The 25,363-nt window shown below is 55.3% G+C and carries 23 protein-coding genes; 10 read left to right on the top strand and 13 right to left on the bottom strand.

Features of this window, described 5'->3' with window-relative positions; genetic code table 11:
- Positions 1-52: 52 nt before the first annotated feature.
- Positions 53-709, bottom strand: coding sequence for an MgtC/SapB family protein (locus AC6I8A_RS10225; RefSeq protein ID WP_008106437.1), 657 nt, complete (start codon positions 707-709; stop codon positions 53-55).
- A 189-nt stretch (positions 710-898) separates the two neighbouring features.
- Between AC6I8A_RS10225 and AC6I8A_RS10220 the strand changes: the two genes are divergently transcribed.
- Positions 899-1,171 carry a putative hemolysin gene (locus AC6I8A_RS10220; protein WP_064738768.1) on the top strand — a complete coding sequence of 91 codons (273 nt, stop codon included), beginning with the start codon at positions 899-901 and terminating at the stop codon, positions 1,169-1,171.
- Positions 1,172-1,187: 16 nt separating this feature from the next.
- On the opposite strand, the gene AC6I8A_RS10215 is transcribed toward AC6I8A_RS10220, so the two are convergent.
- Positions 1,188-2,180: a 2-hydroxyacid dehydrogenase gene (locus tag AC6I8A_RS10215; RefSeq protein ID WP_256696522.1), complete on the bottom strand. Its 993-nt coding sequence runs from the start codon at positions 2,178-2,180 to the stop codon at positions 1,188-1,190.
- Positions 2,181-2,351: 171 nt separating this feature from the next.
- On the opposite strand from AC6I8A_RS10215, the gene AC6I8A_RS10210 reads away from it, so the two are divergent.
- From AC6I8A_RS10210 to AC6I8A_RS10190, 5 genes are read left to right on the top strand one after another with little or no spacing between them, the layout of a single operon-like run.
- The gene (locus AC6I8A_RS10210; RefSeq protein ID WP_497818426.1) at positions 2,352-4,970 is read left to right on the top strand and encodes a YdbH family protein; all 2,619 of its coding nucleotides are present in this window, start codon (positions 2,352-2,354) and stop codon (positions 4,968-4,970) included.
- Positions 4,967-5,155: a YnbE family lipoprotein gene (locus tag AC6I8A_RS10205; RefSeq protein ID WP_008106429.1), complete on the top strand. Its 189-nt coding sequence runs from the start codon at positions 4,967-4,969 to the stop codon at positions 5,153-5,155. The genes AC6I8A_RS10210 and AC6I8A_RS10205 overlap by 4 nt, the downstream gene beginning before the upstream one ends.
- 11 nt (positions 5,156-5,166) lie before the next feature.
- On the top strand, positions 5,167-5,487 hold the full coding sequence (locus AC6I8A_RS10200; RefSeq protein WP_101764307.1) for a YdbL family probable chaperone protein: 321 nt from the start codon (positions 5,167-5,169) through the stop codon (positions 5,485-5,487).
- A gap of 28 nt (positions 5,488-5,515) precedes the next feature.
- Positions 5,516-5,758, top strand: coding sequence for a hypothetical protein (locus tag AC6I8A_RS10195; RefSeq protein WP_497818425.1), 243 nt, complete (start codon positions 5,516-5,518; stop codon positions 5,756-5,758).
- A 15-nt stretch (positions 5,759-5,773) separates the two neighbouring features.
- Positions 5,774-7,081 (top strand): MFS transporter, encoded by a 1,308-nt coding sequence (locus AC6I8A_RS10190; protein ID WP_497818424.1) that lies wholly within the window; start codon positions 5,774-5,776, stop codon positions 7,079-7,081.
- Positions 7,082-7,086: 5 nt separating this feature from the next.
- Here AC6I8A_RS10190 and AC6I8A_RS10185 read toward each other — a convergent pair whose 3' ends face one another.
- The 3 genes from AC6I8A_RS10185 to AC6I8A_RS10175 all read right to left on the bottom strand — a co-directional run bounded on the left by AC6I8A_RS10185 (position 7,087) and on the right by AC6I8A_RS10175 (position 9,241).
- Complete coding sequence (locus AC6I8A_RS10185) at positions 7,087-7,746, bottom strand: SDR family oxidoreductase (RefSeq protein ID WP_256696519.1); 660 nt, start codon at positions 7,744-7,746, stop codon at positions 7,087-7,089.
- A 47-nt stretch (positions 7,747-7,793) separates the two neighbouring features.
- On the bottom strand, positions 7,794-8,531 hold the full coding sequence (locus tag AC6I8A_RS10180) for a GNAT family N-acetyltransferase (RefSeq protein ID WP_497818423.1): 738 nt from the start codon (positions 8,529-8,531) through the stop codon (positions 7,794-7,796).
- Positions 8,532-8,641: 110 nt separating this feature from the next.
- Positions 8,642-9,241, bottom strand: coding sequence for an FMN-dependent NADH-azoreductase (locus AC6I8A_RS10175; RefSeq protein WP_222182197.1), 600 nt, complete (start codon positions 9,239-9,241; stop codon positions 8,642-8,644).
- Between the two features lie 230 nt (positions 9,242-9,471).
- On the opposite strand from AC6I8A_RS10175, the gene hrpA reads away from it, so the two are divergent.
- Entirely contained in the window at positions 9,472-13,368 is a 3,897-nt protein-coding gene (gene hrpA, locus AC6I8A_RS10170; RefSeq protein ID WP_497818422.1) for an ATP-dependent RNA helicase HrpA, read from the top strand.
- Positions 13,369-13,417: 49 nt separating this feature from the next.
- Here the strand turns inward: hrpA and AC6I8A_RS10165 are convergent, their stop codons facing one another.
- The 6 genes from AC6I8A_RS10165 to rstA all read right to left on the bottom strand — a co-directional run bounded on the left by AC6I8A_RS10165 (position 13,418) and on the right by rstA (position 18,681).
- Positions 13,418-14,224, bottom strand: a complete 807-nt coding sequence (locus AC6I8A_RS10165; protein WP_154193524.1) for a trypsin-like serine peptidase — start codon at positions 14,222-14,224, stop codon at positions 13,418-13,420.
- Between the two features lie 116 nt (positions 14,225-14,340).
- Positions 14,341-14,421, bottom strand: coding sequence for a small membrane protein YdgU (gene ydgU / locus AC6I8A_RS10160; protein WP_455843913.1), 81 nt, complete (start codon positions 14,419-14,421; stop codon positions 14,341-14,343).
- Between the two features lie 80 nt (positions 14,422-14,501).
- Complete coding sequence (gene asr / locus AC6I8A_RS10155; protein WP_008106410.1) at positions 14,502-14,978, bottom strand: acid resistance repetitive basic protein Asr; 477 nt, start codon at positions 14,976-14,978, stop codon at positions 14,502-14,504.
- Positions 14,979-15,148: 170 nt separating this feature from the next.
- Entirely contained in the window at positions 15,149-16,636 is a 1,488-nt protein-coding gene (locus tag AC6I8A_RS10150; RefSeq protein ID WP_497818421.1) for a carboxypeptidase M32, read from the bottom strand.
- A gap of 12 nt (positions 16,637-16,648) precedes the next feature.
- Positions 16,649-17,959 (bottom strand): two-component system sensor histidine kinase RstB, encoded by a 1,311-nt coding sequence (rstB, locus tag AC6I8A_RS10145; RefSeq protein ID WP_293796956.1) that lies wholly within the window; start codon positions 17,957-17,959, stop codon positions 16,649-16,651.
- The gene (gene rstA, locus AC6I8A_RS10140; protein ID WP_008106404.1) at positions 17,956-18,681 is read right to left on the bottom strand and encodes a two-component system response regulator RstA; all 726 of its coding nucleotides are present in this window, start codon (positions 18,679-18,681) and stop codon (positions 17,956-17,958) included. Before rstA ends, rstB begins: the two co-directional genes overlap by 4 nt.
- A gap of 176 nt (positions 18,682-18,857) precedes the next feature.
- On the opposite strand from rstA, the gene AC6I8A_RS10135 reads away from it, so the two are divergent.
- Positions 18,858-19,271, top strand: coding sequence for a hypothetical protein (locus AC6I8A_RS10135; RefSeq protein ID WP_008106403.1), 414 nt, complete (start codon positions 18,858-18,860; stop codon positions 19,269-19,271).
- Here AC6I8A_RS10135 and AC6I8A_RS10130 read toward each other — a convergent pair.
- On the bottom strand, positions 19,268-20,659 hold the full coding sequence (locus AC6I8A_RS10130; RefSeq protein WP_497818420.1) for an amino acid permease: 1,392 nt from the start codon (positions 20,657-20,659) through the stop codon (positions 19,268-19,270). The genes AC6I8A_RS10135 and AC6I8A_RS10130 overlap by 4 nt on opposite strands.
- A 224-nt stretch (positions 20,660-20,883) precedes the next feature.
- Entirely contained in the window at positions 20,884-21,840 is a 957-nt protein-coding gene (gene ydgH / locus AC6I8A_RS10125; protein WP_256696514.1) for a DUF1471 family protein YdgH, read from the bottom strand.
- 539 nt (positions 21,841-22,379) lie between these two features.
- Between ydgH and pntA the strand changes: the two genes are divergently transcribed.
- Together pntA and pntB are read left to right on the top strand one after the other, a co-directional pair.
- Positions 22,380-23,909: a Re/Si-specific NAD(P)(+) transhydrogenase subunit alpha gene (gene pntA / locus AC6I8A_RS10120; RefSeq protein ID WP_497818419.1), complete on the top strand. Its 1,530-nt coding sequence runs from the start codon at positions 22,380-22,382 to the stop codon at positions 23,907-23,909.
- An 11-nt stretch (positions 23,910-23,920) separates the two neighbouring features.
- Positions 23,921-25,309 carry a Re/Si-specific NAD(P)(+) transhydrogenase subunit beta gene (gene pntB, locus AC6I8A_RS10115; RefSeq protein WP_008106395.1) on the top strand — a complete coding sequence of 463 codons (1,389 nt, stop codon included), beginning with the start codon at positions 23,921-23,923 and terminating at the stop codon, positions 25,307-25,309.
- The last annotated feature ends 54 nt before the right edge of the window (positions 25,310-25,363 follow it).

Below are 25,363 nucleotides of genomic sequence, written 5' to 3'. Positions count from 1 at the left end.
CGTCTGTGTGCTTGCGAGATGGCAGCGCACCGGAATCTAACATTGCTGATTTTTACATCATCTCCAGCGACTGAACGCCCTTGATTTCCATCACTTTGTCATAGATGTTATGCATCGGCGTGCGTCGTGACAATGTCACCTCTACGCTTAACTCGCACAGGCCAATTTCTTCATCACGATTCACCACGGCGATATGGCCGTAGCGCACATTCTCACGTTGCAGCACCAGTAACACCAGCGGGACGCTTTTCGGTTTGAGATGCACCAGCAACGTATGATGACGGCCAATCAGCCAGTGACTGATGCGACGGAACGTCTCCAGCACCACCAGCGCCAGCACGGTGCCGTAAATGCCGATTTCATACATGCCACTACCGATCACCAGACCAATCGCCGCAGTAACCCATAAACCGGCGGCGGTGGTGAGACCTTTCACCACTTGCTTCTGAATAATGATGGTACCGGCGCCGAGAAAGCCCATGCCGCTCACCACCTGCGCCGCAATACGGCTGGGATCGAGCGCCACATGATCGCTGACTAACATGTCGGCAAAGCCATATTTCGATACCAGCATAAACATCGCGCTGCCGATACCGACCAAAATATGGGTGCGCAAACCGGCTTCTTTGGCGCGCAATTGCCTTTCCAGGCCGATCAGTCCGCCGAGAATCCCGGCCAGCGCGATGCGGATCAGCATATCCGTCAACATCGATCTCTCCTTAGTGGTTGATAAACAAACAATCCGCCGGGTGAAAAGGGCGGAAATATCTCAAACAGGATAATTCTGCTTGTAAACAATGAAATTAAATTTTGTAAAAAGCTGTGTCGCCTATCGATCCCTTAGCGCACCTGACATATTCTGGTGCGACTTTTTCGCTCAATCCCCGGAGCCCCATCGATGAAAGCCGCTCTCTTCCTGCTGGCTGGCGCCACCTTGTTACTTTCTGCCTGCAGCAGCAACAGTGATAACGAACCGCCGCAACAAGCTACTGCCGCCCACGTACAACCGCGCGTTATGATGTCATCAATGGCTGAAGTGAATTGTAGTAATGCCGGGGGATCGCTGGCGTTTTCGCGTCAGTTAGACGGCTCACGCATCGGTATGTGCCAGTTGGCCAATGGTCGTCGTTGTGACGAACAGGCGCTGATGGGGGGAAGCTGCGCCCGCTAAGGCAGGCGCAGAAGGTTTAAGCAGTGACCTGATTCGGGCTGGTTTCGCCGCGCTCCAGCTGCTGCAAGTTGCTGAGGGTGGTTTCTGAAATCGCTGTGAGCGCTTCAGCGGTCAGGAAAGCCTGATGGCCGGTGAACAGCACGTTGTGACAGGCCGACAGACGACGAAACACATCATCCTGAATCACGTCATTCGATTTGTCTTCAAAGAACAGATCGCGCTCGTTTTCATATACATCCATCCCCAACGAACCAATCTTCTGCTGTTTGAGCGCGTCAATGGCTGCCTGTGAATCAATCAAACCGCCGCGGCTAGTGTTGATGATCATCACGCCATCTTTCATTTGGCTGAACGCCTGCGCGTTAAGCAGATGGTGATTTTCCGGCGTTAACGGGCAGTGCAGCGTAATCACATCGGCTTCGGCGAACAGCGTTTTGAGATCGACATATTCCGCACCCAGCTCCAGCGCCGCCTGGCTTGGATAGGGATCGAATGCCAACAGGCGCATGCCAAATCCTTTGAGGATTCGCATCGCCGCGATACCAATCTTGCCGGTCCCAACCACGCCCGCAGTTTTGTTGTGCATGTTGAAGCCGGTTAAACCATCCAGCGAGAAGTTGGCATCGCGCGTGCGTTGATAAGCGCGATGAATGCGACGATTCAGCGTCATCATCAGGCCAACCGCATGCTCGGCCACCGCTTCCGGCGAATACGCCGGGACGCGCACTACGTTTAAGCCCAGCGCTTTCGCCGCCGCCAGATCGACGTTATTGAAACCGGCACAGCGCAGCGCAATGTGCTTCACGCCCAGCGTCGCCAACTCTTCCAGCACCTCTTTGCTGGCATCATCGTTGACGAAAATACACACCGCATCACAGCCCGCAGCGTTTTTTGCCGTCGCCGGTGTCAGCAGGAAGTCAAAAAACTGCAGCTCAAATCCGTAGCTGCCGTTGACGTGTTCAAGGTATTTCTGGTCGTAATGCTTGGTGCTGTAAACCGCAACTTTCATTGTTTCGCTCCTGAAAAATGCAACGTCGGTATCACAACAGGATAACGTTTTCCGCGTCATTTTGCTGTTCTTCAGCCAGACTATGTCGCTAACACCTTCATTTGCCGGACGTAACATGCCATCATTTGGCTCCTCGTCAGGATTGTGTAAAGAACAGGAACGTTAACTGCCATGACGCGTGGCCTTCGCCGAACACTTGCTGCGCTGCTGGCGCTGATACTGCTGCTATTGGGATTGCTGCTGACGCTGACGCAATGGTTGCCGCGTCTGGCCGGTATCTGGTTGCCCGAAAATACCCGCGTGGAACTCAACGGCACGCCGCGCTGGCAGCAAGGTGCGCTGCATTTCCCGGCGGTGCGTTATCTGGCGGGCGACTGTGAACTGGCAAAAGTCAGCGATGCGGCGCTGGGCTGGCAGCAAAAGCGCTGGCAACTCAGCGCGTATGACGTGCAACTTAACAGCGACTGTCTGCAATCGCTGCAGCACAGCGAAGCCAGCGGTGCGCCGCGCAGTCTGGCCGACTGGCAGAAGATGTTGCCTGGCGCCGATGTGCATCTGCAAAAAATCACCATTCTGCCGTGGCAGCAATATGCCGGTCGTTTCGATTTCACCTTAGATAAAGAGGTGCAGCAGCTGCATTATCAGGGCGACAACCTCAATGTGGATGCGCGTTTGCAAGGCCAGTTGCTGCAGATTGCCCAGCTGCAACTCAGTCATCCTCTGCTCCCCAAACCGCTCAATCTGCATGGCGATGTCACTTTGCCAACCTTTGCTGATGGCTTGCCAGTGGCGGGCGAACTCAGTGCTGACCTCAATGTTGTGCAGTGGCCGCAGCCGTTAGCACTGACGCTCAACTGGCAGCAACAGCAAGGCACATTGACGGTGAAACAGCAGGATGACGATCAGCCGCTGCTGCAGCTGCCGTGGCAGGTCGACGAGCGGCAGATTCGCATTACGCAAGGTCAATGGCGCAGGCCGCAGGCCGATCAGCCGCTATCGGGCGGCATGGCCGTGACGCTGGAAAACTGGCAGCAAGGAATGGAAAACACGCTGGTCAGCGGGCGATTCAACCTGCTGACGCAAGGGCGCGGCGGCAAAGGCAATCTGGTATTAAGCGTTGGCCCTGGCAAGCTGAGCATGGTTGACAGCGCCTTGCCGTTCCAGTTGACCGGCGAAAGCAAATTCGCCGATCTGCAGCTATTTGGCAGCATGCCCGGCTTGCTGCATGGCGTGTTGACCGATCCGCAGTTGAGCCTGAAACAGGGTGCGCTGCTGCGTTTGCGCGGTCGCTTGCTCTCAACGCTGGAAGTAGACGAAGCGCGCTGGCCGTTGGCGGGCGTGACGGTGGCGTCGCGTGGCATCAATGGCCGCCTGCAGGCGATCCTCAAGGCACACGATCCCAGTTTTGGTCGTTTCAGGTTGCATCTTGATGGACGCGCCAGCGATTTCTGGCCGGACAGCGGCGTGTGGAACTGGCGTTATTGGGGGGACGGTCAGATCGAGCCGCTCTCTGCCAAATGGGACGTGAAGGGCACCGGCAGTTGGCAAGACACCTTGATCAGCCTCGACACCCTGAATACCGGTTTCGATCAGCTGGCGTACGGCATGGTGCAGGTGGCTAAACCGCGCCTGACGCTCAACGCGCCGGTGCGCTGGCAGCGTGATCCGGATCATCCGGCGTTTAACGGCGGCTTCACGCTGAAGTCGGGTCAAACTCAATTCAATTATGGCGGCTGGCTGCCGCCATCAGAGCTTAATTTTGAAGCCAAAGGCCGCGATCCCAGCCAGTTTATCTGGCGCGGTCAGCTGACGGCTGAGGATATTGGCCCGGTGCGCGTACATGGCCGCTGGGACGGCGAACGTCTGCGTGGCGAAGCATGGTGGCCAGCGCAGTCGTTGACGGTGTTCCAGCCGCTGCTCAGCAGCGATTTAAAAATGCGTATTCAGTCGGGTGAACTGCGCGCGCAGGTGGCATTCTCGGCCGCCAGCGAGCAGGGCTTTGAAGCGGGCGGTCACTGGACGGTGAAAAACGGCAGCCTGTGGATGCCGGACAGTGAAATCAACGGTATCGATTTCTCGCTGCCGTTCCGCCTGAAGGATCATCAATGGCAGCTTGGACGGCGCGGTCCGGTTTCACTGCGGATCGCCGAAGTGAAAAATCAGTTCTCGCTGCAAAACATCACCGCTGATTTGCAAGGTCACTATCCGTGGCAGGAGCGCCAGCCGTTAACGCTCAGCAACGTCAACCTTGATCTGTTAGGCGGTCACGTTAGCATGCCCGAGCTGCGTATGCCGCAGCATGAAGCGGCGCGCGTCTCGCTGAAAGAGATCAATCTCAGCAAGCTGGTTAGCGCGATTAAACCCAAGCAGTTTGCCATGTCTGGCAAGGTTAATGGCGAGTTGCCGCTGTGGGTGAACAATCCGCAATGGCTGATTGAAAAGGGCTGGATCGCCAATAGCGGCCCGCTGACCTTCCGGCTGGATAAAGACATGGCGGATGCCATTGTCAGCAATAACTTTGCGGCCGGAGCAGCACTGGATTGGCTGCGCTATATGGAGATCTCGCGTTCATGGGCCACTATCGATCTGGATAACTTCGGCAATCTGATCATGCAGTCGGAAGTGAAAGGCGTCAGCCAGTTCAGCAACCGCCGTCAGACCGTCAATCTGAACTACCGGCATCAGGAAAATCTGTTCCAGCTGTGGCGCAGTCTGCGCTTTGGCGATAATTTGCAATCCTGGGTGGAGCAAAATGCCACCTTACCCTCGAAGAAGGATCCCCAACCATGAGCCTCAGGGCATTACTGGTGCTGGCAGCCTGGCTGCCGCTGATTGGCTGCGTGCCGCGCATTGAAGTTGCGGCGCCGAAAGAGCCAATCACCATCAATATGAACGTCAAAATTGAGCATGAGATTCACATCAAGGTGGATAAAGATGTGGAAGCGCTGCTGAAGAATCAGAGCGGACTGTTTTGAGGAGAAGCATTTTGAAACGCAAGGGGATCGCGCTGCTTGCAGCGCTGCTGCTGATGCCTTCTGCCTGGGCGCTCACGCTGGATGAGGCGCGTCAACAAGGGCGCGTAGGTGAAACGCTCAGCGGCTATGTGGCGGCGCGTCAGCAGGACGAAGAAACGCTGGCACTGGTCAAGCGCATCAACGATGGCCGCCTGCAGCAATATCAGCGCGTGGCGCAGCAAAATAACCTAACTGCCAGTGAAGTGGCGCGCATTGCCGGCGAGAAACTGGTGAACCGCGCGGGTAGCGGCGAGTATGTGCGCGGCATCAATGGACAGTGGCTGCGTAAATAAGTTTTTATCGACGTATAAGGAGCTTTAAATGCCTAACTACAGTTTTTTTACCAAAGCTAAGCAGATTGCCGTGCTGGAAACCTCGGATGAAATCGGCACTGCGCAACTTACCCGTCAAGGATTTGAAAAGCAGTTTGAAGAAATAGATGCGGCAGATGCGGAATGCGCGCTCGCGCGATTTGCGGATATTCGCAGCGAAGAAATTAAGACAGAACAAGCTTTCGTAACGGGTTCCGCGTTTAGCGCTATTTTGACCGGAATTTTCAAATAGCTAAGAGGAATTTCAATGCCTCAAACAACAACGGCTGCACAGAAGCGCGCCTTAATCGCCGGTTCAGTGGGCAATTTCATTGAATGGTACGAGTTTGCGGTGTATGGCTTCCTCGCGACGGTGATCGCGCAGAACTTCTTTCGCCTGCAGGGTGAAGCCGAGCTCACCGGCATTATTCTGACCTACGCCTCCTTCGCCATCGCCTTTTTCTTCCGTCCGCTGGGCGCGATATTTTTTGGCCGCATGGGCGATCGTATTGGGCGCAAGCCTACGCTGATTTTTGTCTTGATCATGATGACGCTGGTGACGACTGCGATCGGCGTTATTCCCACCTATGCCAGCATTGGCGTGGCGGCGCCGCTGATCATCACCGGGCTGCGCATTTTGCAGGGCTTGTTTGCCGGAGGTGAATACGGCGGTGCGGTGTCACTGATGACGGAATTTGCCCCCAAAGGGCAGCGTGGGCGTTACGGTGCCTGGCAGTCATTTACCGTGGCATTGGGCCTGCTGGCGGGTGCTGGCATTGTCGCGTTGCTGTCGGCGGTGCTGAGTGCAGACCAGATGCACAGTTGGGGCTGGCGCGTTCCTTTCTTCCTCGCCTTGCCGATGGGGATGGTGGCGCTGTGGCTGCGCTACAGCATGGAAGAAACGCCCAGTTTTGTGCGTCAGCAACAAACGCAAAACGCGCAACAACCGGCAGCGGTGAGCGCCAGTTTTGGCACAACGATTAGGATTATTTTGCTGGCGATCAGCCGCGTGATGGTGTGGTCAGCGGCGGGTTATACCTATCTGGTGATCATGCCAACCTATCTGCAATCTTCGCTGCACACCGGCTTCAACCAGGCGCTGTTGATTGCGGTGATTTCCAACCTAGGGTTTGCTGCGACCATTATCCCAGCTGGCATTCTTAGCGATAAAATTGGACGCCGCAGCGTAATGGTTCTCGCGGCATGCTTGTTGCTGGTGCTGGCATTACCGTTACTGAACGTGTTGCAGGCCGACTCTTCAACGCTGCTGGTCAAGGCACTGGTGGTGTTTGTTGCGGGTGGCATTGTCGGGTTGCTGGCAGGACCAGGCCCGGCAATGTTAGCTGAAATGTTCCCCACGCGCGTTCGCTATACCGGGCTGGGCCTGGCTTATTCACTCTCTAACGCGGTTTTTTCGGGGTGTGCCGGATTGATCATCACCTCCCTGATTAAGCAAACGGGGAATCTCGATATCCCCGCCTGGTACATCATGGTGACGGCTGCGATCAGTATTCCGGCGCTGATGACGCTGAATAAAAAAGACCACCTGCGCTCACTGGATGAAGCCGAAAGTTGAAGGCGCTAGCGTGATGCCAATGGTTTAATCGCGTCGTGCACCGGCATTTCTCCGCTGGTCAACTCAATGATCACGCGGCTGACAGCCGGTTGTGCGATGAGTTCAGCCAGCGTCGCCGCCACGTCATCGCGAGGAATATCGCCATACGGGATGGCCAAACCAGCACGCACCTTGCCATGGCCTTTCTCATCCGTCAGCGTGCCGGGGCGTAAAATCACCCAATCCAGATCGCTTTGCGCCAGCTCCACATCGGCTGCTTTCTTCACGCGCATGTAGTTTTCAAAGGTGGCGGAGAGGTTTTTATTTCTGCCCGCTTCGGGAAACGCCGAGACCAGCAAGAAGCGTGAAATGCCAGCCTGTTGCGCGGCAGCAACGGCGGTGGTTAATCCTTTGCCATCAATGGCGTTCGTCATCTCTTCACCGCCTTTGCCACCGGCACCAGCGGTAAACACCACCACATCGCTGCCCGTCATCAACGCGGCGAGGGATTTAGCGTCGAGCGCGGCTAAATCGCCATTAACCGGCTCAGCACCCACTTCACGCAAAGGCTGCTCCTGTTCCGCTTTGCGAAACAGTGGGCGCGCGACGTGCCCGTTTGCGGCCAGCAGTGATGCCAGACGACGGCCAATGTTGCCTGCGCCGCCGATAATAAATACGTTGGACATGAGTACCTCTGCAATTTGTTGATAAAAGCTAGTCAGTATAGACAACGTCAATCCGCCGGGAAAAAGCTGCGCAGCTTTTGCCTTTCGCGCCCGTGCTGATCCATGTTCTCCGCCGCCAGCCATTGGCGTAACGCCTGCTGAATCGCTGGCCATTCGCTATCAATGATCGATAACCAATCGGTATCGCGATTGCGCTGTTTGCGCGTCATCGCCTGACGAAAACGGCCTTCAAAGGTAAATCCGATACGCTCTGCTGCGCGTCGTGAAGCCAGATTCAGGGAATCACAACGCCACGCCACGCGGCGATAACCAAGCGTGAAAGCCTGCTGCAACAGCAGATATATTGCTTCACTGCCCAACACGTTGCGCTGCATCAGCGGCGACCAGGTGACATGACCAATCTCAATCGCGCCATTCTGCATCTCGATATTGGCGAGACAGACCGCGCCAACCGCTTGCTGCTTAACCTGATCGATCACCGCATAACTGATTAATCCACTGTCGCCGATTTTGTTGGCGACCCAGTCGGTCATTTCGGCTAACGATTGCGGCTGCGATGCGCCGAGCCAGGTCCAGTCGCGATCGTCGGCTGCCAGTGAAAAGGCGGCAAACAGGGCGGGGGCGTGGCTGAGTTGAAGCGGTGTAAGATGGCAAAAACGACCAGTGAGAATGACGGCGGGCGGGAAGGTGGCGGGCTGCCAGTCCGGTAACGCAAAACCGATGGGTTGACCGTATTGATTGTGGTGTATCACTTCATCTCCTTTTACTGGGCTGAAATCGACCATTCAGGGGCTGGCAAAGAAGTGCAGTATGGAGCTGGGAGCGCTTAGAAAACAACAGCAAAAAAAATGCCCGTCAGATCAGCCTGACGGGCATGCATCATAGTGAAAAATGATTACGCAGCAACAATTTGCTTGATGGCGTCTTTTGCATCGTTCGCCGCTTTGGTCGCCACTTCTGGACCATAAGCGATGCCTTCCGCGAACACGAAGTCCACGTCAGTGATACCGATGAAGCCGAGGAACAGTTTCACGTATGGCGTCAGCAGATCGCTGGCCGTATCTTTGTGGATGCCGCCACGGCTGGAGAGAATCACCGCACGTTTGCCGGTTACCAGACCTTCCGGGCCTGCTTCGGTGTAACGGAAAGTCACGCCAGCGCGGGCAATCAGGTCGAAGTAGTTTTTCAACTGAGTTGGAATGTTGAAGTTGTACATTGGCGCGGCGATAACCACGGTGTCATGGGCTTGCAGTTCAGCAATCAGCTCATCGGAGAGAGACAGCGCTTCCTGCTGGCGCGGAGAGAGCGGTGCGTCGGATGGACGCAGTGCGCCAACCAGCTCACCATCCAGCACCGGAATCGGCTGCGCGGCTAAATCACGCACGGTAACCGAATCACCTTTAGCGCGTGCTTCGTCAGCGTAGAAGTCAGCCAGTTGATTTGACTGAGAGTAACCAGCGAGGATGCTTGATTTCAGAACTAAAACTTTGCTCATGGTATTTTCCTGTGCGTTACGCGGTTGGCTTACCGCTCAATGCTTTACACTGTACGGAGTTAGCCCGCGAGGTAAAAGCGCAATATTTCGAGATCTATGTTCGAAATAATTGAATAACCTCGCACGTCCCGTTCAGGCAGGTGTTCCAAAATGTGCTATGATGCCGACCATTAATTGCTTGAATCCGCCGGGAAACCCTCTGCCCGCTGCAACAACAGGTACGCATCGCTATGTCATCATCCGACTCTTCACCTTTAGCCTCCCTTTGGCCGCGGCTCGATAATCTGACGCTGCGCGACAGTCAACGTCTGCGACGTCGATTGCTGGGCGCTGCAAAGGTGAAAAATCCTGCGGCGCAGCAGGGCATTGTGGCTGAACTGGAGCCGGAATTTGTCGCGGCGGAGCAGCGCCTTGCGCAGCGCACGGCGGCGACACCATGCATCACTTTCCCGGACAACCTGCCGGTCAGTCAGAAGCAGCAGGACATTGCCGATGCGATCAGTCAGCATCAGGTGGTGATCGTCGCGGGTGAAACCGGATCGGGTAAAACCACGCAGCTGCCGAAAATCTGCCTGGCGCTGGGACGCGGAGTAAAAGGGCTGATTGGTCACACGCAGCCGCGTCGTCTGGCGGCGCGCACCGTGGCGAACCGCATTGCCGATGAGCTGGAAACCTCGCTTGGCGGCACCATAGGTTACAAGGTGCGCTTCAACGATCAGGTGAGCGAAACCACCCAGGTTAAGCTGATGACCGACGGTATCCTGCTGGCGGAAATCCAGCAGGATCGCCTGTTGCTGCAGTACGACACCATCATTATCGATGAAGCGCACGAACGTAGCCTGAATATCGATTTCCTGCTTGGTTATCTGCGCGAACTGTTGCCCCGTCGTCCCGACTTAAAAGTCATCATCACGTCAGCCACCATCGATCCGCAGCGCTTCTCACGCCATTTCCACAATGCGCCGGTGATTGAAGTGTCCGGGCGTACTTATCCGGTGGAAGTGCGTTATCGCCCGATGGTAGAGGACGCTGACGACACCGATCGCGATCAGCTGCAGGCGATTTTTGATGCGGTCGATGAGCTGGGACAAGAGAGTCGCGGCGACATTCTGATCTTTATGAGCGGCGAGCGCGAAATCCGCGATACCGCCGATGCGCTGATGAAGCGTGATATTGCGCACACCGAGATTCTGCCGCTGTATGCGCGCCTGTCGAACGCCGAGCAAAACCGCGTTTTCCAGTCGCACAGCGGACGCCGCATCGTGCTGGCAACCAACGTAGCAGAAACCTCGCTGACCGTGCCTGGCATCAAATACGTTATCGATCCCGGCACCGCGCGTATCAGCCGCTACAGCTTCCGCACCAAAGTGCAGCGCCTGCCGATTGAGCCGATTTCGCAGGCGTCCGCCAATCAACGTAAAGGGCGCTGCGGGCGCGTTTCGGAAGGTATCTGTATTCGCCTCTATTCCGAGGACGATTTCCTCAGCCGCCCGGAATTTACCGATCCCGAAATTCTGCGTACAAACCTTGCCTCGGTGATTCTGCAGATGACCGCGCTGGGGCTAGGCGATATTGCTGCCTTCCCGTTTGTCGAAGCGCCGGACAAGCGCAATATTCAGGATGGCGTGCGCCTGCTGGAAGAGCTTGGTGCCATCACGCTGAGTGAAGATGAAACCTACAAGCTGACGCCTTCGGGTCGCCAGCTCGCCCAGCTGCCGGTCGATCCGCGTATGGCGCGCATGGTGCTGGAAGCGCAAAAATTTGGCTGCGTGCGCGAAGCGATGATCATCACTGCTGCGCTATCGATTCAGGATCCACGCGAGCGTCCCGCTGATAAAAAGCAGGCATCTGACGAAAAACATCGTCGTTTTGAGGATAAAGAGTCCGATTTCCTCGCCTTCGTGAATCTGTGGAATTACCTGCAGGAGCAGCAAAAAGCGCTCTCCAGCAATCACTTCCGCCGCTTGTGTAAAACCGAATTTCTTAACTATCTGCGCGTGCGTGAATGGCAGGATATCTACACCCAGTTACGTCAGGTGGTGCGGGAACAAGGTATGCCGGTCAACAGCGAACCTGCGCCGTATCGTGAAGTACACTGCGCTTTGCTTACCGGCTTGCTGTCGCACATTGGGCAGAGAGATAACGACAAGCAGGAGTTTACCGGCGCTCGCAACGCGCGCTTCTCCATCTTCCCCGGTTCCGGCCTGTTTAAGAAGCCGCCGAAGTGGACCATGGTGGCGGAGCTGGTGGAAACCAGCCGTTTGTGGGGCCGCGTTGCCGCGCGCATCGATCCGGAATGGATCGAACCGCTGGCGCAGCATCTGATTAAACGCAGCTACAGCGAACCGCACTGGGAAAAAGCGCAGGGCGCGGTGATGGCGACGGAAAAAGTGACGCTGTACGGCCTGGCGATTGTGCAGGCGCGTAAGGTCAATTACAGCCGCATCGATCCTCAGCTGAGCCGCGAGCTGTTTATCCGTCATGCGCTGGTGGAGGGCGATTGGCAGACGCGTCACGCGTTCTTCCGCAACAACCTGAAACTGCGTAACGAAATTGAAGATCTGGAACACAAATCGCGTCGTCGCGACATTCTGGTCGATGACGAAACACTGTTCGCTTTCTACGATCGCCGCATCGGCAGCGATGTGGTCTCAGCGCGCCATTTCGATGCGTGGTGGAAGCAGGCCAGTAAAGAGAATCCGGACCTGCTGAGCTTTGATAAGCAGATGCTGATCAAAGATGGCGCGGACAAAGTCAGCCAGCTCGATTACCCCAACTTCTGGCATCAGGGCAACCTGAAACTCAAGCTGAGCTATCAGTTTGAACCGGGCGCGGATGCCGATGGCGTAACGGTGCATATTCCGCTGCCGCTGCTGAATCAAATCGAAGAGACCGGTTTCGAGTGGCAAATTCCTGGCGTGCGCCGCGAACTGGTTATCGCACTGATCAAATCACTGCCCAAGCCGGTGCGCCGCAATCTGGTGCCCGCGCCGAACTACGCCGAAGCGTTTCTCGGACGCGTTACCGCAATGGAACTGCCGTTGCTGGATGCGCTGGAACGCGAATTCCGCCGCATGACCGGCGTCCCCATTGACCGTGAAGCCTGGCAGTGGGATCAGGTGCCCGATCACCTAAAAATGACTTTCCGCGTGGTCGACGAACACAACCGTAAGCTGCAGGAAGGCAAAAATCTTCATCAGCTGCGGCTGCTGCTGAAAGGGAAAGTGCAGGAAACGTTGTCGAAAGTGGCAGACGATGGCCTCGAGCAGAGCGGGTTGCACATCTGGAGCTTTGGCGATTTGCCGCAAAGCTACGAGCAGAAGCGCGGCAGCTATCAGGTCAAAGCCTGGCCGGCGCTGGTGGATGAAAAGGACAGCGTAGCGATTCGGCTGTTCGATAACGAAGTGGAACAGCAGAAAATGATGTGGCGCGGCCAGCGCCGCCTGCTGTTGCTCAATATTCCGTCGCCGACCAAGTATCTGCACGAGAAGCTGCCAAACAAAGCCAAACTCGGTTTGTACTTCAATCCGTACGGCAAAGTGCTGGAACTGATCGATGACTGCATCGCCTGCGGCGTGGATAAGCTGATGGCGGATGCCGGCGGTCCGGCATGGCAACAGGAGGACTTCGAACAGCTGCACGACAAAGTGCGTGCTGATTTGAATGAAACCGTGGTCACCATCGCCAAGCAGGTCGAACAGATTCTGACCTGCGTGTTCAATATCAACAAGTTCCTTAAGGGACGCGTAGATATGTCGCTGGCGTTGGCGTTAGGCGATATCAAAGCGCAGCTGAATGGCCTGGTGTATCGCGGCTTCGTCACCGGCAACGGCTGGTCGCGTCTCGGTGATACGCTGCGCTATCTGCAAGGTATTGAACGCCGCCTCGAGAAGCTGCCGGTGGATCCACACAGCGATCGTGCGCGCATGCTGAAAGTGCAAGCGGTGGAGCAGGCCTGGCAGACGTGGCGGAATAAATTGCCGCCGCAGCGTCAGGATGATGCCGAAGTACAGGGGATTCGCTGGATGCTGGAAGAGCTGCGGATTAGCTATTTCGCGCAGCAGCTGGGCACGCCTTATCCGATTTCGGATAAGCGTATTCTGCAGGCGATGGAGCAGTTGAGTTAATCAAGAGAGTGATGTGATGGAGGTCGCCATGAATGGCGACCCTACGTGATTATTGCGCTAACTCTTCCAGCTTATCTTTAAAGGACGGCACCGCAATCGCGCGGTTATCGGCACGATAACGATCGGCCGGCGCGGGCGCCGAACTCTGTACCGCAATCAGCTGCCACTCATCACCGTTCTTCAACAGCAGCGGCGAACCGCTGTCGCCTGGCAAGGTATCGCACTGGTGCGACAGCACTGCGCGCTGCGCCCAACCGGTCACTAAACAATCGCTGTGCGAATAGAGCGTATCCAGATGATCGGCCGGATATCCGGCTTGCGTCACTTTGCGTTGGGTGGTTTTCAAGGCGGCGGTTAAATCGCCACGCGACCCCTCAAACAACGGAATCGGCACAATACCGGACGGCGGATTATGCAAGATAACCAGCCCATAATCGTAGGGCGCGGCACCCGGCGGCACAATCCAGCCTTCGCCGTCCGCCTGCAACCGGCGCGCTAAAGAGGGTTCAACGCGCGCATCAATATCATGAATCTCGTAACGCCAGCCTTTAGCGCTGGCCATAAAACGCAGCGCCACTGGCTTATCAAACTTGCCGGGCGGAGCCAATAAACAGTGTCCGGCGGTCAACGCCAGATGAGCAGAAATCAGGGTGGCAGTGCAGAGGTTACCGCTTTCGGTCTCTAACTGACCGATGGCATCCCAGGGCGCGGCGCTCACGTCGCTAATCGCCTGGCGATGATCTTTGCCAAAAAACAACGTTTTGATGTCTTCCGGGCTAGGCCCATCTTCATCATCGGCATGTGCTGTGTGGTTAAAACTGAAAAGACCAACAAGTAACAGGATAGCCAGGCGCATAGTTCTCTCAATGGCGAGAATAAGTAGAAGTTGTTGTCATCACGCTTGAGCGATAACTATAGTCGGTGAGCGGTGAAAAAGGGAGAAATATTGGAGTAATCAGCACGCTACAACGACTAGATAAAAAAGCTGGCTGCAACTATGCCACAGAGGATCATCACAATCAGAATAATTTCGAAGCGATAGCGACGCACCATTTTTCGCTACTCCAGTAAATAAACACCCGGCATAACCGGGTGTTTTCAATCATCAATACGGTGTTGGCGCTAAGCGAATCTTATTTAGCTGCTTTTTTCACTTTGTGATGCTTTTTAGCTGCCTGAGCTTTCTGCGCAGCGGGTTTGGTTACTTTTTTGTGGTGCTTTTTAGCAGCCTGAGCTTTCTGTGCAGCTGGCTTGGTTGCTTTGTGGTGCTTTTTAGCAGCCTGGGCTTTCTGTGCAGCTGGCTTGGTTGCTTTTTTGTGGTGCTTTTTAGCAGCCTGTGCTTTCTGTGCAGCTGGCTTGGTTGCTTTTTTGTGATGCTTTTTAGCGGCCTGAGCTTTCTGTGCAGCTGGCGCTTTCTTCTCTACTTTCTTGTGTTTCTTAGCAGCCTGCGCTTTCTGAGCAGCTGGTTTTTTGTGGTGAGCCATTTTGTGTTTAACTGGCGCAGCAGTTGTGGTTGCAGCAGCGGCTGGAGCAGCAGTTGTTTCAGCAGCGAAAGCAACAGAAGACATACCCATAGCAGCGGCGATCACCAGTGCAAATAATTTTTTCATTGCAAAATCCTCGAACTATTTTTTCATGTGTAGCCCACTGCGGGGCCGGTGAAAACACTATATGAAAAACAATTCAGGCTTTCCGTGAGGCATTGGTATCGGCGTGTAACGGATTGTACAAAGCGGGGAAAAGGAAGTGAAAAGGGCGGCCGCATGGGCCGCCGCGCAGTTTACTCAGACAGATAACGTTGTTCAAGGTGCTGACGGAAATAGTGCGGATTCAGCGCTTCGCCGGTGGCATTGATCAGCAGTTGCTGCGTCGGGAAACGGCTACCGTGCTGCCAGATGTTCTGCTGTAACCAGTCAAACACCGGCTGCAAATCGCCTTGTTGGATCAGCGTTTCGATCTGTGGAATCGCACGCTTAACCGCCTGGAACAGCTGGGCCGCGTACATCGCACCCAAGGTGTAGGTTGGGAAATAGCCAAACGCGCCGTCGGTCCAGTGAATATCCTGCATGCAGCCGTCGCGGTAATTACCGCGTGTATCAATGCCCAACGATTGCTGCATCTTCTCGTCCCACAACGCCGGGATATCATCCACTTCAATCTCGCCCTCAATCAGCGCGCGCTCGATCTCGTAACGTAAAATTACGTGCGCCGGATAGCTCAACTCATCGGCGTCGACGCGAATAAAGCCCGGCTTCACGCGCTGTGTCTGACGGATGAAGTTGTTTAACGCCAGCGCAGGCTGATCGCCCATCAGGGCCACCACCTGCGGATGTATATGCTGCAGGAAGGCTTTACTGCGCCCCAGCTGCATCTCCATAAATAGGCTTTGAGATTCATGAATCGCGGTAGAACGCGCCTGCGCCACCGGCTGACCGCGCCACTGTTTTGGCAAATTCTGCTCGTAACGCGCATGGCCGGTTTCATGAATCACGCCCATCATGGCGCTGAGGAAGTCGTTCTCGTTGTAACGCGTGGTAATGCGCACATCTTCCGGCACGCCGCCGCAGAATGGATGCGCACTCACATCTAACCGGCCGTGATTGAAATCGAAGCCCAGCGTTTTCATCACGCTCAGGCCGAGCTGCTTCTGTGATTCGATAGCAAACGGACCCACCGGCTGCGCGATCGGCGTTTGCTGCTGCTTCGCCACGGCTTTTTGCAACAGATCGGGCAGCCAGCTTTTCAAATCGCCAAAGGTTTGGTCCAATTGGGCGCTGGTCATGCCGGGTTCGAATACATCCAGCAACGCATCGTAACGCGAAACGCCGAGCGCATCGGCACGCAGCTGCGCCTCTTCACGGCTCAGCTTCACCACTTCTTTCAGATTGGCGGAGAAACCTTGCCAGTCATTTGCCGGACGCTGCTGACGCCAGGCGTGCTCACAGCGCGAACCGGCCAGCGACTTGGCTTCCACCAGTGACGCTGGCAACAACGTGGCTTGTTGCCAGGCGCGCTGCATCTCGCTCAGGTTAACCTGCTCGACATCATTCAGAGATTCCTGCTGCGCGGCATCAAACAGCCCGCCGAGGCGTTTATCGGTCAGCACTTCGTGCATGAACACGCTCAGTTCGGCCATCGCTTCACCGCGTGCCTGGCTTCCGCCCGGCGGCATGGTGGTTTGCATATCGACACCAGCAATGGCACCTAAATGACCAAAGCGGGAGAGACGCTGAAAAGTGCGGCTAAGTTCTTGATAAGCTGATGTCACGTAAAAAGCTCCTTATGACGGTAAGCGTGGCGCAATGTCCCGCAAGGGTAGATCAACCGGCCAGCAAAAGCGAACGCTGGCGCCGCCGAGCGGGCTGCTCTCAATCGAGACATTTCCCTGCATCGCCAGCGCAATAGAGTGCACGATAGCCAGACCCAAACCACAGCCGCCGGTGGCGCGATCGCGGCTCGGATCGAGGCGGACAAAAGGTTCAAACACGCGTGCGCGCTCTTCCTGCGGAATGCCCGGACCGTCGTCTTCCACCTGCAAACAGCCCAGCGCGCCATCAAACCATAAGCTGACGCGCAAACGCTGTTGCGCATAGCGCAGGGCGTTATTCACCAAATTATCCAGTACGCGCTCCATCAGGCGTGTATCGGCGCTGCCGACGTTCTCCAGCTGCGGGATATCCAGCGCAATCTGCGTCTGCGGGTTCATGGTTTGCACATCTTCAATATGCGCACGCAGCCATTGCGCCAGATCGAAGGATTGCAGATGGAGGTCAACGCGCGGGCGATCGAGGCGCGCATACGTCAGCAACTCTTCAATCAAACTCTCCAGCTGGCCCACATCGCGGTTCAGCGCGGCGGATTCCGCATCGGTGAGGTTGTCGCTCATCTCTAGCCGGTAACGCAGCCGCACCAGCGGCGTGCGCAACTCGTGCGCGATGCCGTCAATCAGCTGTTTCTTACTGGCAACCAGCGTGTTGATGTTCTCCGCCATCTGATTAAACGCCACGCCAAGACTGTGCAGGCTGGAGGTGCTTTCAAAATGAGTGCGCACGTCGAGTTCACCGCGACCAAAACGTTCGGCGGCTTTCTCCAGCCGCTGCATCTCTTGCCAGTGTGGACGCAGCCAGATAAATACCGGCAGCGCCAGCGACATACCAATAAACGCCAGCAGCGCGATATCCAAAATGCGCATCTGGTGCAGATAGAAAAGGTAAGGGATTGGGCCGACGGAAAGCACGTAATGGCTGCGCGGAATGTGCTGTAAGAAGGTGTACTGATCGTCAATGGCCACGATTTCGCCAGCGCGCAGGCGCTTCATGTCGGCATCACCCAGCTGATATTTGCTCATCGGCTCAATATTCAGATCAAACGACAGATCGAGATCGAGGCTGCGAATGGTTTTGCTCCAGTCGCGCGGGGGGATCTCGCGCAGTTCGCTGCGCATCAAAAACAGCGAACTGGCCATCAAATCGTTCATTGACTGGCGTCCGGCGCGTTCGGCGGTGAATTTGTACACCAACCCAACCAGCAATGTCATCACCAGAAAACAGACGAACAGCAGCAAATAGAACTGAATAAAGAGCTTTCTCATGCGGAACGGGTATCCCAGGCCTGCGGCGCGAACAGATAGCCTTTGTTGCGGATGGTTTTGATGCGAAACGGCTCGGTAGCGCTGTCGTACAATTTTTTACGCAGCCGAGAAATCGCCACATCAATGCTGCGGTCCATGCCATCGTAGGTGACGCCGCGCAGGGTTTTCAGCAGCGCATCGCGATTAAGGATTTGCCCGGCATGATTCGCCAGCTCCCACAGCAGATCGAAATCGGCGGTGGACAGTACAATATTCTCCTCAAACAGCGTCACCTGACGATTGAGCGAATCGATGGTCAGTGAACCGAATCGCAGTACGCGCTGCGAGCTTTGAATAGCGGGCGTCACTTCCGGCTGCCCAACATGCGCCTGACGCAGATGCAAACGCAGGCGCGCCAGCAACACCGCTGGCGGCGTGGTTTTGAGGATGTAATCGTTAGCGCCCATTTCCAGCGACAGAATATGGTTCATATCGCTGTCGAGCGAGGTGAGCAAGACAATCGGACCTTGCCAGCTGGCACGCAGATCGCGGCACAATGTCATGCCATCCTTGCCGGGTAACATGATATCCAGCATCACTAAATCGGGGTCGTGCAGGGCGATGGTGGCTTCGGCGCGGTCACCGCGCGTTTCAACAATAACTTCAATATCGTGGCGGCCAAGGTAAGCGGCGATCAATTCGCCTACTTCTGGCTCATCTTCCACATAGACGATTTTGTTCATAATTCACTGTGACGGATGAGAATGCCAGCAGCATAGCTTTTCCTGGTCCTGAGCTCTACGTTACCGCACGAAATATCCCTGCGTTACTGGTATGTATACCGTGAAATGTGCCATCATTAGCGGCGCGTTGTAGCGCAAGGTTCGGAACCGTAACGAAAAACAGGAGGAGTGCGAGAGTGTCTGATAAAGAGCTGGCTTCAGCCGGATACAGTGATCGCATCTGCTTCAATTACAGTGATTTTCTCTCCGCTTCCTGCAAAAAACGCTGGAGTTTTGTCGATGCCATTTATGGCGTGATGCCTATTTTTGGCATGGTGACGCGTAAATCGGCGCATAACCTTCAGGCCAGCGACGATCATCTGAAAGAATTAGCATTACAAATCATTTCAACCCAGGTGAGCGACGAGATTAATATCGCGCGCCTCATCACGTTGGCCGAGCAACAGCACATCAGTCGCTTTGATATTCAGCTGCCATATCCGCTGTCAGCCGAGCAGCTTGACGCTATTCATCAGGAATACCGTAAGCCGCTCAATCTGACACAGCAGGATGACCTGCTGTGCGTTTCCATTCCCGTTCAGCCGCACTAATTCGTTAGCTGCCACATGGCGGGCAGTGACGCCGCCATCAACAACACAATCGCGATGCGCTCCAGCTGTGACAACACGTTGTCACCACGGCCGCCGCGTCGTGCGTACAGGAACAGCAGCAGTCCGGGCGCATAAAGCACCACTGAAAGCAGCAGATGCAAGGGACCGGACGCATACAGCAGCCAAATGCCATACGTGCTGGCGCCGATGCCGGTAAACATCGCCCAGGGTTTGTTTTGCCCGCGCACCACCTTAATCAGATACAGACCAACCAGCAGATAGGGCACCAAAATCATTTCTGAGGCGATGGTCAGCAGCGTGTTGTAATCCGCGCCGGTCAAGGCGATCAAGATCAGGCAAACCTGTACGCTGCCGTTGGTCAGCCACAACGAGGCCGAAGGGGAGTTGTGGCGATTCTGGCGCGCAATGCTGCGTGGGAAGGCACCTTGTTGCGCAGCGAGGAACGGCACTTCAGCGGCCATAATTGTCCAGCTCAGATAGGCGCCGCACACCGAAATAATCAACCCAACCGCAATCACCGCATCGCCCCAATGACCCAGCAGATGCTTCATCAAACCGGCCATGGAAGGATTGCGCATCTGCGCCAGTTCGGCACGCGGAATCACGCCTAACGACAGCAGCGTAACCAGCAAATAGACCAGCAGCGCGGCCAGCACCGCCATCAGCGTGGCGCGTCCGACATCTTGCTTATTTCGCGCACGCGCAGAAACCACCACCGCGCCTTCCACACCAATAAACACCCACAAGGTGATCAGCATGGTTTGCTTCACCTGCTGCCACAGCGGCTGACCGAGTTCGACACCGCTGAAATCAAAGCGGAAGCGATCGTAGTTGAACGCCAGCAGCGCCAGCACCACAAACAGCAGCAGCGGCACCAGCTTGCCCAGCGTTGCCAGCAAATTAATGCTGGCCGCCGTTTGCACGCCGCGCAGCACCAGGCAATGCACCAGCCACAGCAGCACCGATGCGCCGAGCATCGCCTGCCACGTATTGCCATCGCCAAACACCACGCGATCCGGCGTGTCGGTAAAGAAGCTCAGCGCCGAGAAGACAATCACCAGATAAGAGACGTTGGCGATTACCGCACAAAGCCAATATCCCCACGCCGAGCAGAAGCCCATCAGCTCACCAAAGCCGGCGCGCGCATAGGTAAAGATGCCGCCATCCAACTCGGGTTTAAGCCGCGTCAGTAACAGCATGGCAAGCGACAGGAAGATGATGCCAACGCCGGTGATCAGCCAGCCGATCAGCAGCGCCGCCGGGCCGGCAACCGCCGCCATGTTTTGCGGCAGGCTGAACACGCCAGCGCCCAGCATTGAGCTGAGCACCAACGCGGTGAGCGCACTAAGACCTAATTTTTTATCCAAAACGCCCATCCTAAGCAGCAGAGTATGCTGGGTGGTGACGATTCCGCTGGAGTCTCGCGTGGCAGTTAGCCAATTTTGAAACGGAATCCCCTAAAAACAGGCGGCAGATTTTACGGAGTGCAAAGGGGGAAGGCAATGCAAGACTATGCAAATCTGCGCACAGATTATGCAGTCAGTATGAAGGAGATTTTGGAAAGGGCGACGGACGCCGCCCTTAATCGGAATTACTTGAACAGATCGGCAGTGACGGTCAGGTTGCCGCCGCTCTGGTTCTGCCATTGACGCGTGATGTGATAGTACTTAGCGCCTTTTTCTACGGCACGTTTGCCAACCGCTTCAGAGACTTCGGTTGGAGTACCGAAGTGATCGGAGAAGGTGATGGTATCAAACGGTTGCATCTGCGCAGCCGTAATCGCATTCACTTCCTGCACGCTACGGCCATCGGCGGTTTTAACCGTGTAACGTTGGCCAGTTGAGCTCTGGGTTTCGAAGAAACGACCAACGTTACGGCTTGGCGTATCGGAAGAGGCCACGCCAGGAATCGCCACTTTAGTGGCGGCGGCGCCGCCAGCGGCCAGTGCTGCTTTACCGGCTTCAGAATCCGCTGGGATCGAATCAGAAGTGTTCTGCACTTTGCGCTCTGGTGCATCAGCTTTATAGATGTAAGCGGTGACGTACTGGTTGCCGCCGTTGTTGGCATCCACCTGACGCACGATAAAGAAGGATGCCGCGCCTTTATTTTTGGCTGCCTTGGCAATTGCTTCATTAACATCTGGCTGGCTTGAGAAGAAACCATTAACCGATACGGTATCGTACGGCTCAAGGCGATACGCTTCTGCTTTCGGCAACTCTTTCACGCCGGAGAAGGTGCGGTATTTAGTGGAGTCATCTGCTTTTGGTGCGTTGGCTTTATACAAGTCCGCCGTTACGCGCCAGTTACCGCCGTTGCCGTTGGTATCATTGATGCCCTGTACATAGAAAGAGTCAGCGCCTTTCGCATCAGCCTCTTTAGAGATGGCATCAGTTGCATCGCCAATCGCATTGAAACGGCCGCTGATATTAATACGTTCGAATGGTTTCAACGCGGCCGCTTGCTCTGGCGTTAACTCTTTAGCAGCAAACGCATTTGCCGCCAGCAGTGATAACAAGGTTGACGCCAGAATAGTGTTCTTCAGCTTCATAAAAATGATCCTTCGCCTTACGCAAAATGAGTACGAAAACGTGCTGGACTCTTGATGTATAACAGATTAGCCGCTGATTATTGCATGTAATAATCGGCCTGTCTCAGCCAATTTAAGCGCATAACATTGACAATCTCTGCCATTTATTCATCGGCCTGTCATTGACTCCTGTTACGGCTCTTTTTTGCACAGATAACCACTTATTCTGGTAACACTTAATGCCATAATAGTTATCGCATTGTTAAATAAAGGTTTTTGATAATACTTAATTCGACATGACACGATTTTGCCCAGCAGAATATTTTTTAATAAACATCAAATGCAGTAGCAAAACGTGGCATTCAATCTTTGCGTCTGAATATTTGTGTGAATGTCATAACCAGGCGTTATCGCTGTGGATCACTCTTCATATTTTCAGTAGGTTATAAAGACTTTGTTACATTGTGCATTTTGCTCATAAAAAGCTGAAACACGGTTTCGGCTTTTGAGCTTTTTGCCACTCACAGAACCTCATCCTTTAATTGTTGAAAGGAAACAGTATGTTAATTGGGATACCCAAAGAACGGTTAGCCAATGAGTCGCGCGTGGCCGCCACGCCAAAGACCGTTGAGCAGCTGATCAAGCTGGGATTTAGCGTCACCGTTGAACAGAGCGCAGGACTTCGCGCCAGCTTTAATGATGAAAGCTTTATCGCCGTCGGCGCCACCATCAGCAACACACAAGATGTATGGCAGTCTGACATCGTGTTAAAAGTGAATGCGCCTGACGACCAAGAGATCGAACTGACGCGCGCCGGTAGCACGCTGGTGAGCTTTATCTGGCCTGCACAGAATCCAGCGTTGCTGGAGAAACTGGCAGCACGCAGCGTCACCGTGATGGCGATGGATTCGGTGCCGCGTATTTCTCGTGCCCAGGCGCTGGATGCGTTGAGCTCAATGGCGAATATCGCGGGTTATCGTGCCATCGTTGAAGCCGCGCACGAGTTCGGTCGCTTCTTCACCGGTCAAATCACCGCTGCCGGTAAAGTACCGCCAGCCAAAGTGATGGTGATTGGAGCGGGCGTCGCGGGATTAGCAGCCATCGGTGCGGCAGGCAGTTTAGGTGCCATCGTGCGTGCTTTCGATACGCGTCCGGAAGTGAAAGAGCAGGTGCAGAGTATGGGCGCCGAGTTCCTTGAGCTGGACTTCGAAGAAGAAGCGGGCAGTGGCGATGGTTATGCCAAAGTGATGTCTGAAGCCTTTATCAAGGCGGAGATGGAGCTGTTTGCCGCGCAGGCAAAAGACGTCGACATTATTGTCACCACCGCGCTGATTCCAGGCCGTCCGGCACCGAAGCTGATTACTGCTGAGATGGTTGCCAGCATGAAGCCAGGCAGCGTGATCGTCGATCTGGCGGCGCAAACCGGCGGTAACTGCGAATTGACGGTTGCCGATCAGGTGACCTTAACCCCCAACGGCGTGAAGATTATCGGCTACACCGATTTGCCAAGCCGCCTGCCAACCCAATCCTCACAGCTTTACGGTACCAACCTTGTCAACCTGCTGAAACTGCTGTGCAAAGAGAAAAACGGCGAAATCACCGTTGATTTCGAAGACGTCGTAGTGCGTGGCGTGACGGTAATTCGTGATGGCGAAGTGACATGGCCAGCGCCGCCGATTCAGGTTTCCGCCGCGCCAAAAGCGCAACCCGCAGCCCAGCCGCTGCCGAAGGCTGAAGCCAAGCCGGTTTCACCGTGGCGCAAATATCTGCTACTGGCGTTGGCAGTGGTACTGTTTGCCTGCCTGGCGAACGTGGCGCCAGCGGACTTCCTGTCGCACTTCACCGTCTTCGCGCTCTCTTGCGTGGTCGGCTATTACGTGGTGTGGAACGTGAGTCACGCATTGCACACGCCGTTGATGGCCGTCACCAACGCCATTTCCGGCATTATTGTGGTGGGTGCGGTGCTGCAAATGGGCCACGGCGGTTGGGTAACGATTCTGTCGTTTATCGCCGTGCTGATCGCCAGCATCAATATCTTCGGTGGTTTCACCGTCACCCAGCGCATGCTGAAAATGTTTCGTAAGAATTAAGGGGTAGCAACATGTCTGGCGGATTAGTTACTGCAGCATATATTGTTGCCGCGATTCTGTTTATTTGCAGCCTTGCCGGTCTCTCGAAACACGAGACCTCTAAGCAGGGTAATATTTTTGGCATGAGCGGCATGGCCATTGCGCTGCTGGCCACCATTTTTGGCCCGAATACCGGTAACGTTGCCTGGATTTTGGTGGCGATGGTGATTGGTGGTGCGATTGGCTTGCGCCTGGCGAAGAAAGTCGAAATGACCGAAATGCCAGAGCTGGTTGCCATTCTGCACAGCTTTGTCGGTTTGGCGGCGGTGTTAGTGGGTTTCAACAGTTACATCGACCACGCGCCAGGCCTCGCGCCGGTGATGGAAAATATCCATCTGACCGAAGTGTTCCTCGGCATCTTTATCGGTGCGGTGACCTTCACCGGTTCACTGGTGGCATTTGGCAAACTGCGCGGCAAGATCTCCTCTTCAGCGCTGATGCTGCCGCATCGTCATAAGATGAACCTTGCGGCGCTGGTGGTTTCCTTCCTGCTGATGCTGTGGTTCGTGCAAACCGATAGCACTGGCGCGCAGGTGTTTGCGCTGCTGCTGATGACCATCATTGCGTTGGTGTTTGGCTGGCATCTGGTGGCGTCGATCGGCGGTGCGGATATGCCGGTTGTGGTTTCGATGCTGAACTCTTACTCCGGTTGGGCCGCCGCGGCGGCGGGCTTCATGCTGAGTAATGACTTGCTGATTGTTACCGGCGCGCTGGTCGGTTCTTCCGGTGCCATCCTCTCTTACATCATGTGTAAAGCGATGAATCGCTCCTTTATCAGCGTGATCGCCGGTGGTTTTGGTACCGACGTAAGCGTGGGCGGCGAAAGCGATGAAGTCGGCGAGCACCGTGAAATTACGGCGGAAGAAACAGCAGAAATGCTGAAAGCCTCATCTTCTGTGGTGATCACGCCGGGTTATGGCATGGCGGTGGCGCAGGCGCAGTATCCGGTGGCTGAGATTACCGAAAAGCTGCGCGCACGCGGTATTAAAGTTCGCTTTGGTATTCACCCGGTTGCCGGTCGTCTACCGGGCCACATGAACGTGCTGCTGGCGGAAGCGAAAGTACCTTACGATGTGGTGCTGGAAATGGACGAAATTAACGATGACTTCAGCGATACCGATACCGTGTTGGTGATCGGCGCGAATGACACCGTTAACCCAGCCGCACTGGAAGATCCGCGCAGTCCAATCGCTGGCATGCCGGTGCTGGAAGTGTGGAAAGCGCAGAACGTGATTGTGTTTAAACGCTCGATGAGCACCGGATATGCAGGCGTCCAAAATCCGCTGTTCTTTAAAGACAATACGCAGATGCTGTTTGGTGATGCGAAAGCGAGCGTGGAAGGCATTCTGCGCGCGCTGTAAAAAAGCAGGGCGGTGATGTGACTCACCGCCCTGAGTAGATAGTGAAAGGGCGGC

This window comes from Pantoea sp. X-Soil-ISGK-275 (genome assembly GCF_059730795.1).
This window is presented reverse-complemented; position numbering and strand designations above follow the sequence as displayed.

Excerpts from the sequence above, each read along its gene's own strand:
- AC6I8A_RS10225 (WP_008106437.1), bottom strand. The coding sequence starts at position 709 with ATGTTGACGGATATGCTGATCCGCATCGCGCTGGCCGGGATTCTCGGC.
- AC6I8A_RS10220 (WP_064738768.1), top strand. The coding sequence starts at position 899 with ATGAAAGCCGCTCTCTTCCTGCTGGCTGGCGCCACCTTGTTACTTTCT.
- AC6I8A_RS10215 (WP_256696522.1), bottom strand. The coding sequence starts at position 2,180 with ATGAAAGTTGCGGTTTACAGCACCAAGCATTACGACCAGAAATACCTT.
- AC6I8A_RS10210 (WP_497818426.1), top strand. The coding sequence starts at position 2,352 with ATGACGCGTGGCCTTCGCCGAACACTTGCTGCGCTGCTGGCGCTGATA.
- AC6I8A_RS10205 (WP_008106429.1), top strand. The coding sequence starts at position 4,967 with ATGAGCCTCAGGGCATTACTGGTGCTGGCAGCCTGGCTGCCGCTGATT.
- AC6I8A_RS10195 (WP_497818425.1), top strand. The coding sequence starts at position 5,516 with ATGCCTAACTACAGTTTTTTTACCAAAGCTAAGCAGATTGCCGTGCTG.
- AC6I8A_RS10190 (WP_497818424.1), top strand. The coding sequence starts at position 5,774 with ATGCCTCAAACAACAACGGCTGCACAGAAGCGCGCCTTAATCGCCGGT.
- AC6I8A_RS10185 (WP_256696519.1), bottom strand. The coding sequence starts at position 7,746 with ATGTCCAACGTATTTATTATCGGCGGCGCAGGCAACATTGGCCGTCGT.
- AC6I8A_RS10180 (WP_497818423.1), bottom strand. The coding sequence starts at position 8,531 with ATGGTCGATTTCAGCCCAGTAAAAGGAGATGAAGTGATACACCACAAT.
- AC6I8A_RS10175 (WP_222182197.1), bottom strand. The coding sequence starts at position 9,241 with ATGAGCAAAGTTTTAGTTCTGAAATCAAGCATCCTCGCTGGTTACTCT.
- hrpA (WP_497818422.1), top strand. The coding sequence starts at position 9,472 with ATGTCATCATCCGACTCTTCACCTTTAGCCTCCCTTTGGCCGCGGCTC.
- AC6I8A_RS10165 (WP_154193524.1), bottom strand. The coding sequence starts at position 14,224 with ATGCGCCTGGCTATCCTGTTACTTGTTGGTCTTTTCAGTTTTAACCAC.
- ydgU (WP_455843913.1), bottom strand. The coding sequence starts at position 14,421 with ATGGTGCGTCGCTATCGCTTCGAAATTATTCTGATTGTGATGATCCTC.
- asr (WP_008106410.1), bottom strand. The coding sequence starts at position 14,978 with ATGAAAAAATTATTTGCACTGGTGATCGCCGCTGCTATGGGTATGTCT.
- rstB (WP_293796956.1), bottom strand. The coding sequence starts at position 17,959 with ATGAGAAAGCTCTTTATTCAGTTCTATTTGCTGCTGTTCGTCTGTTTT.
- rstA (WP_008106404.1), bottom strand. The coding sequence starts at position 18,681 with ATGAACAAAATCGTCTATGTGGAAGATGAGCCAGAAGTAGGCGAATTG.
- ydgH (WP_256696514.1), bottom strand. The coding sequence starts at position 21,840 with ATGAAGCTGAAGAACACTATTCTGGCGTCAACCTTGTTATCACTGCTG.
- pntA (WP_497818419.1), top strand. The coding sequence starts at position 22,380 with ATGTTAATTGGGATACCCAAAGAACGGTTAGCCAATGAGTCGCGCGTG.
- pntB (WP_008106395.1), top strand. The coding sequence starts at position 23,921 with ATGTCTGGCGGATTAGTTACTGCAGCATATATTGTTGCCGCGATTCTG.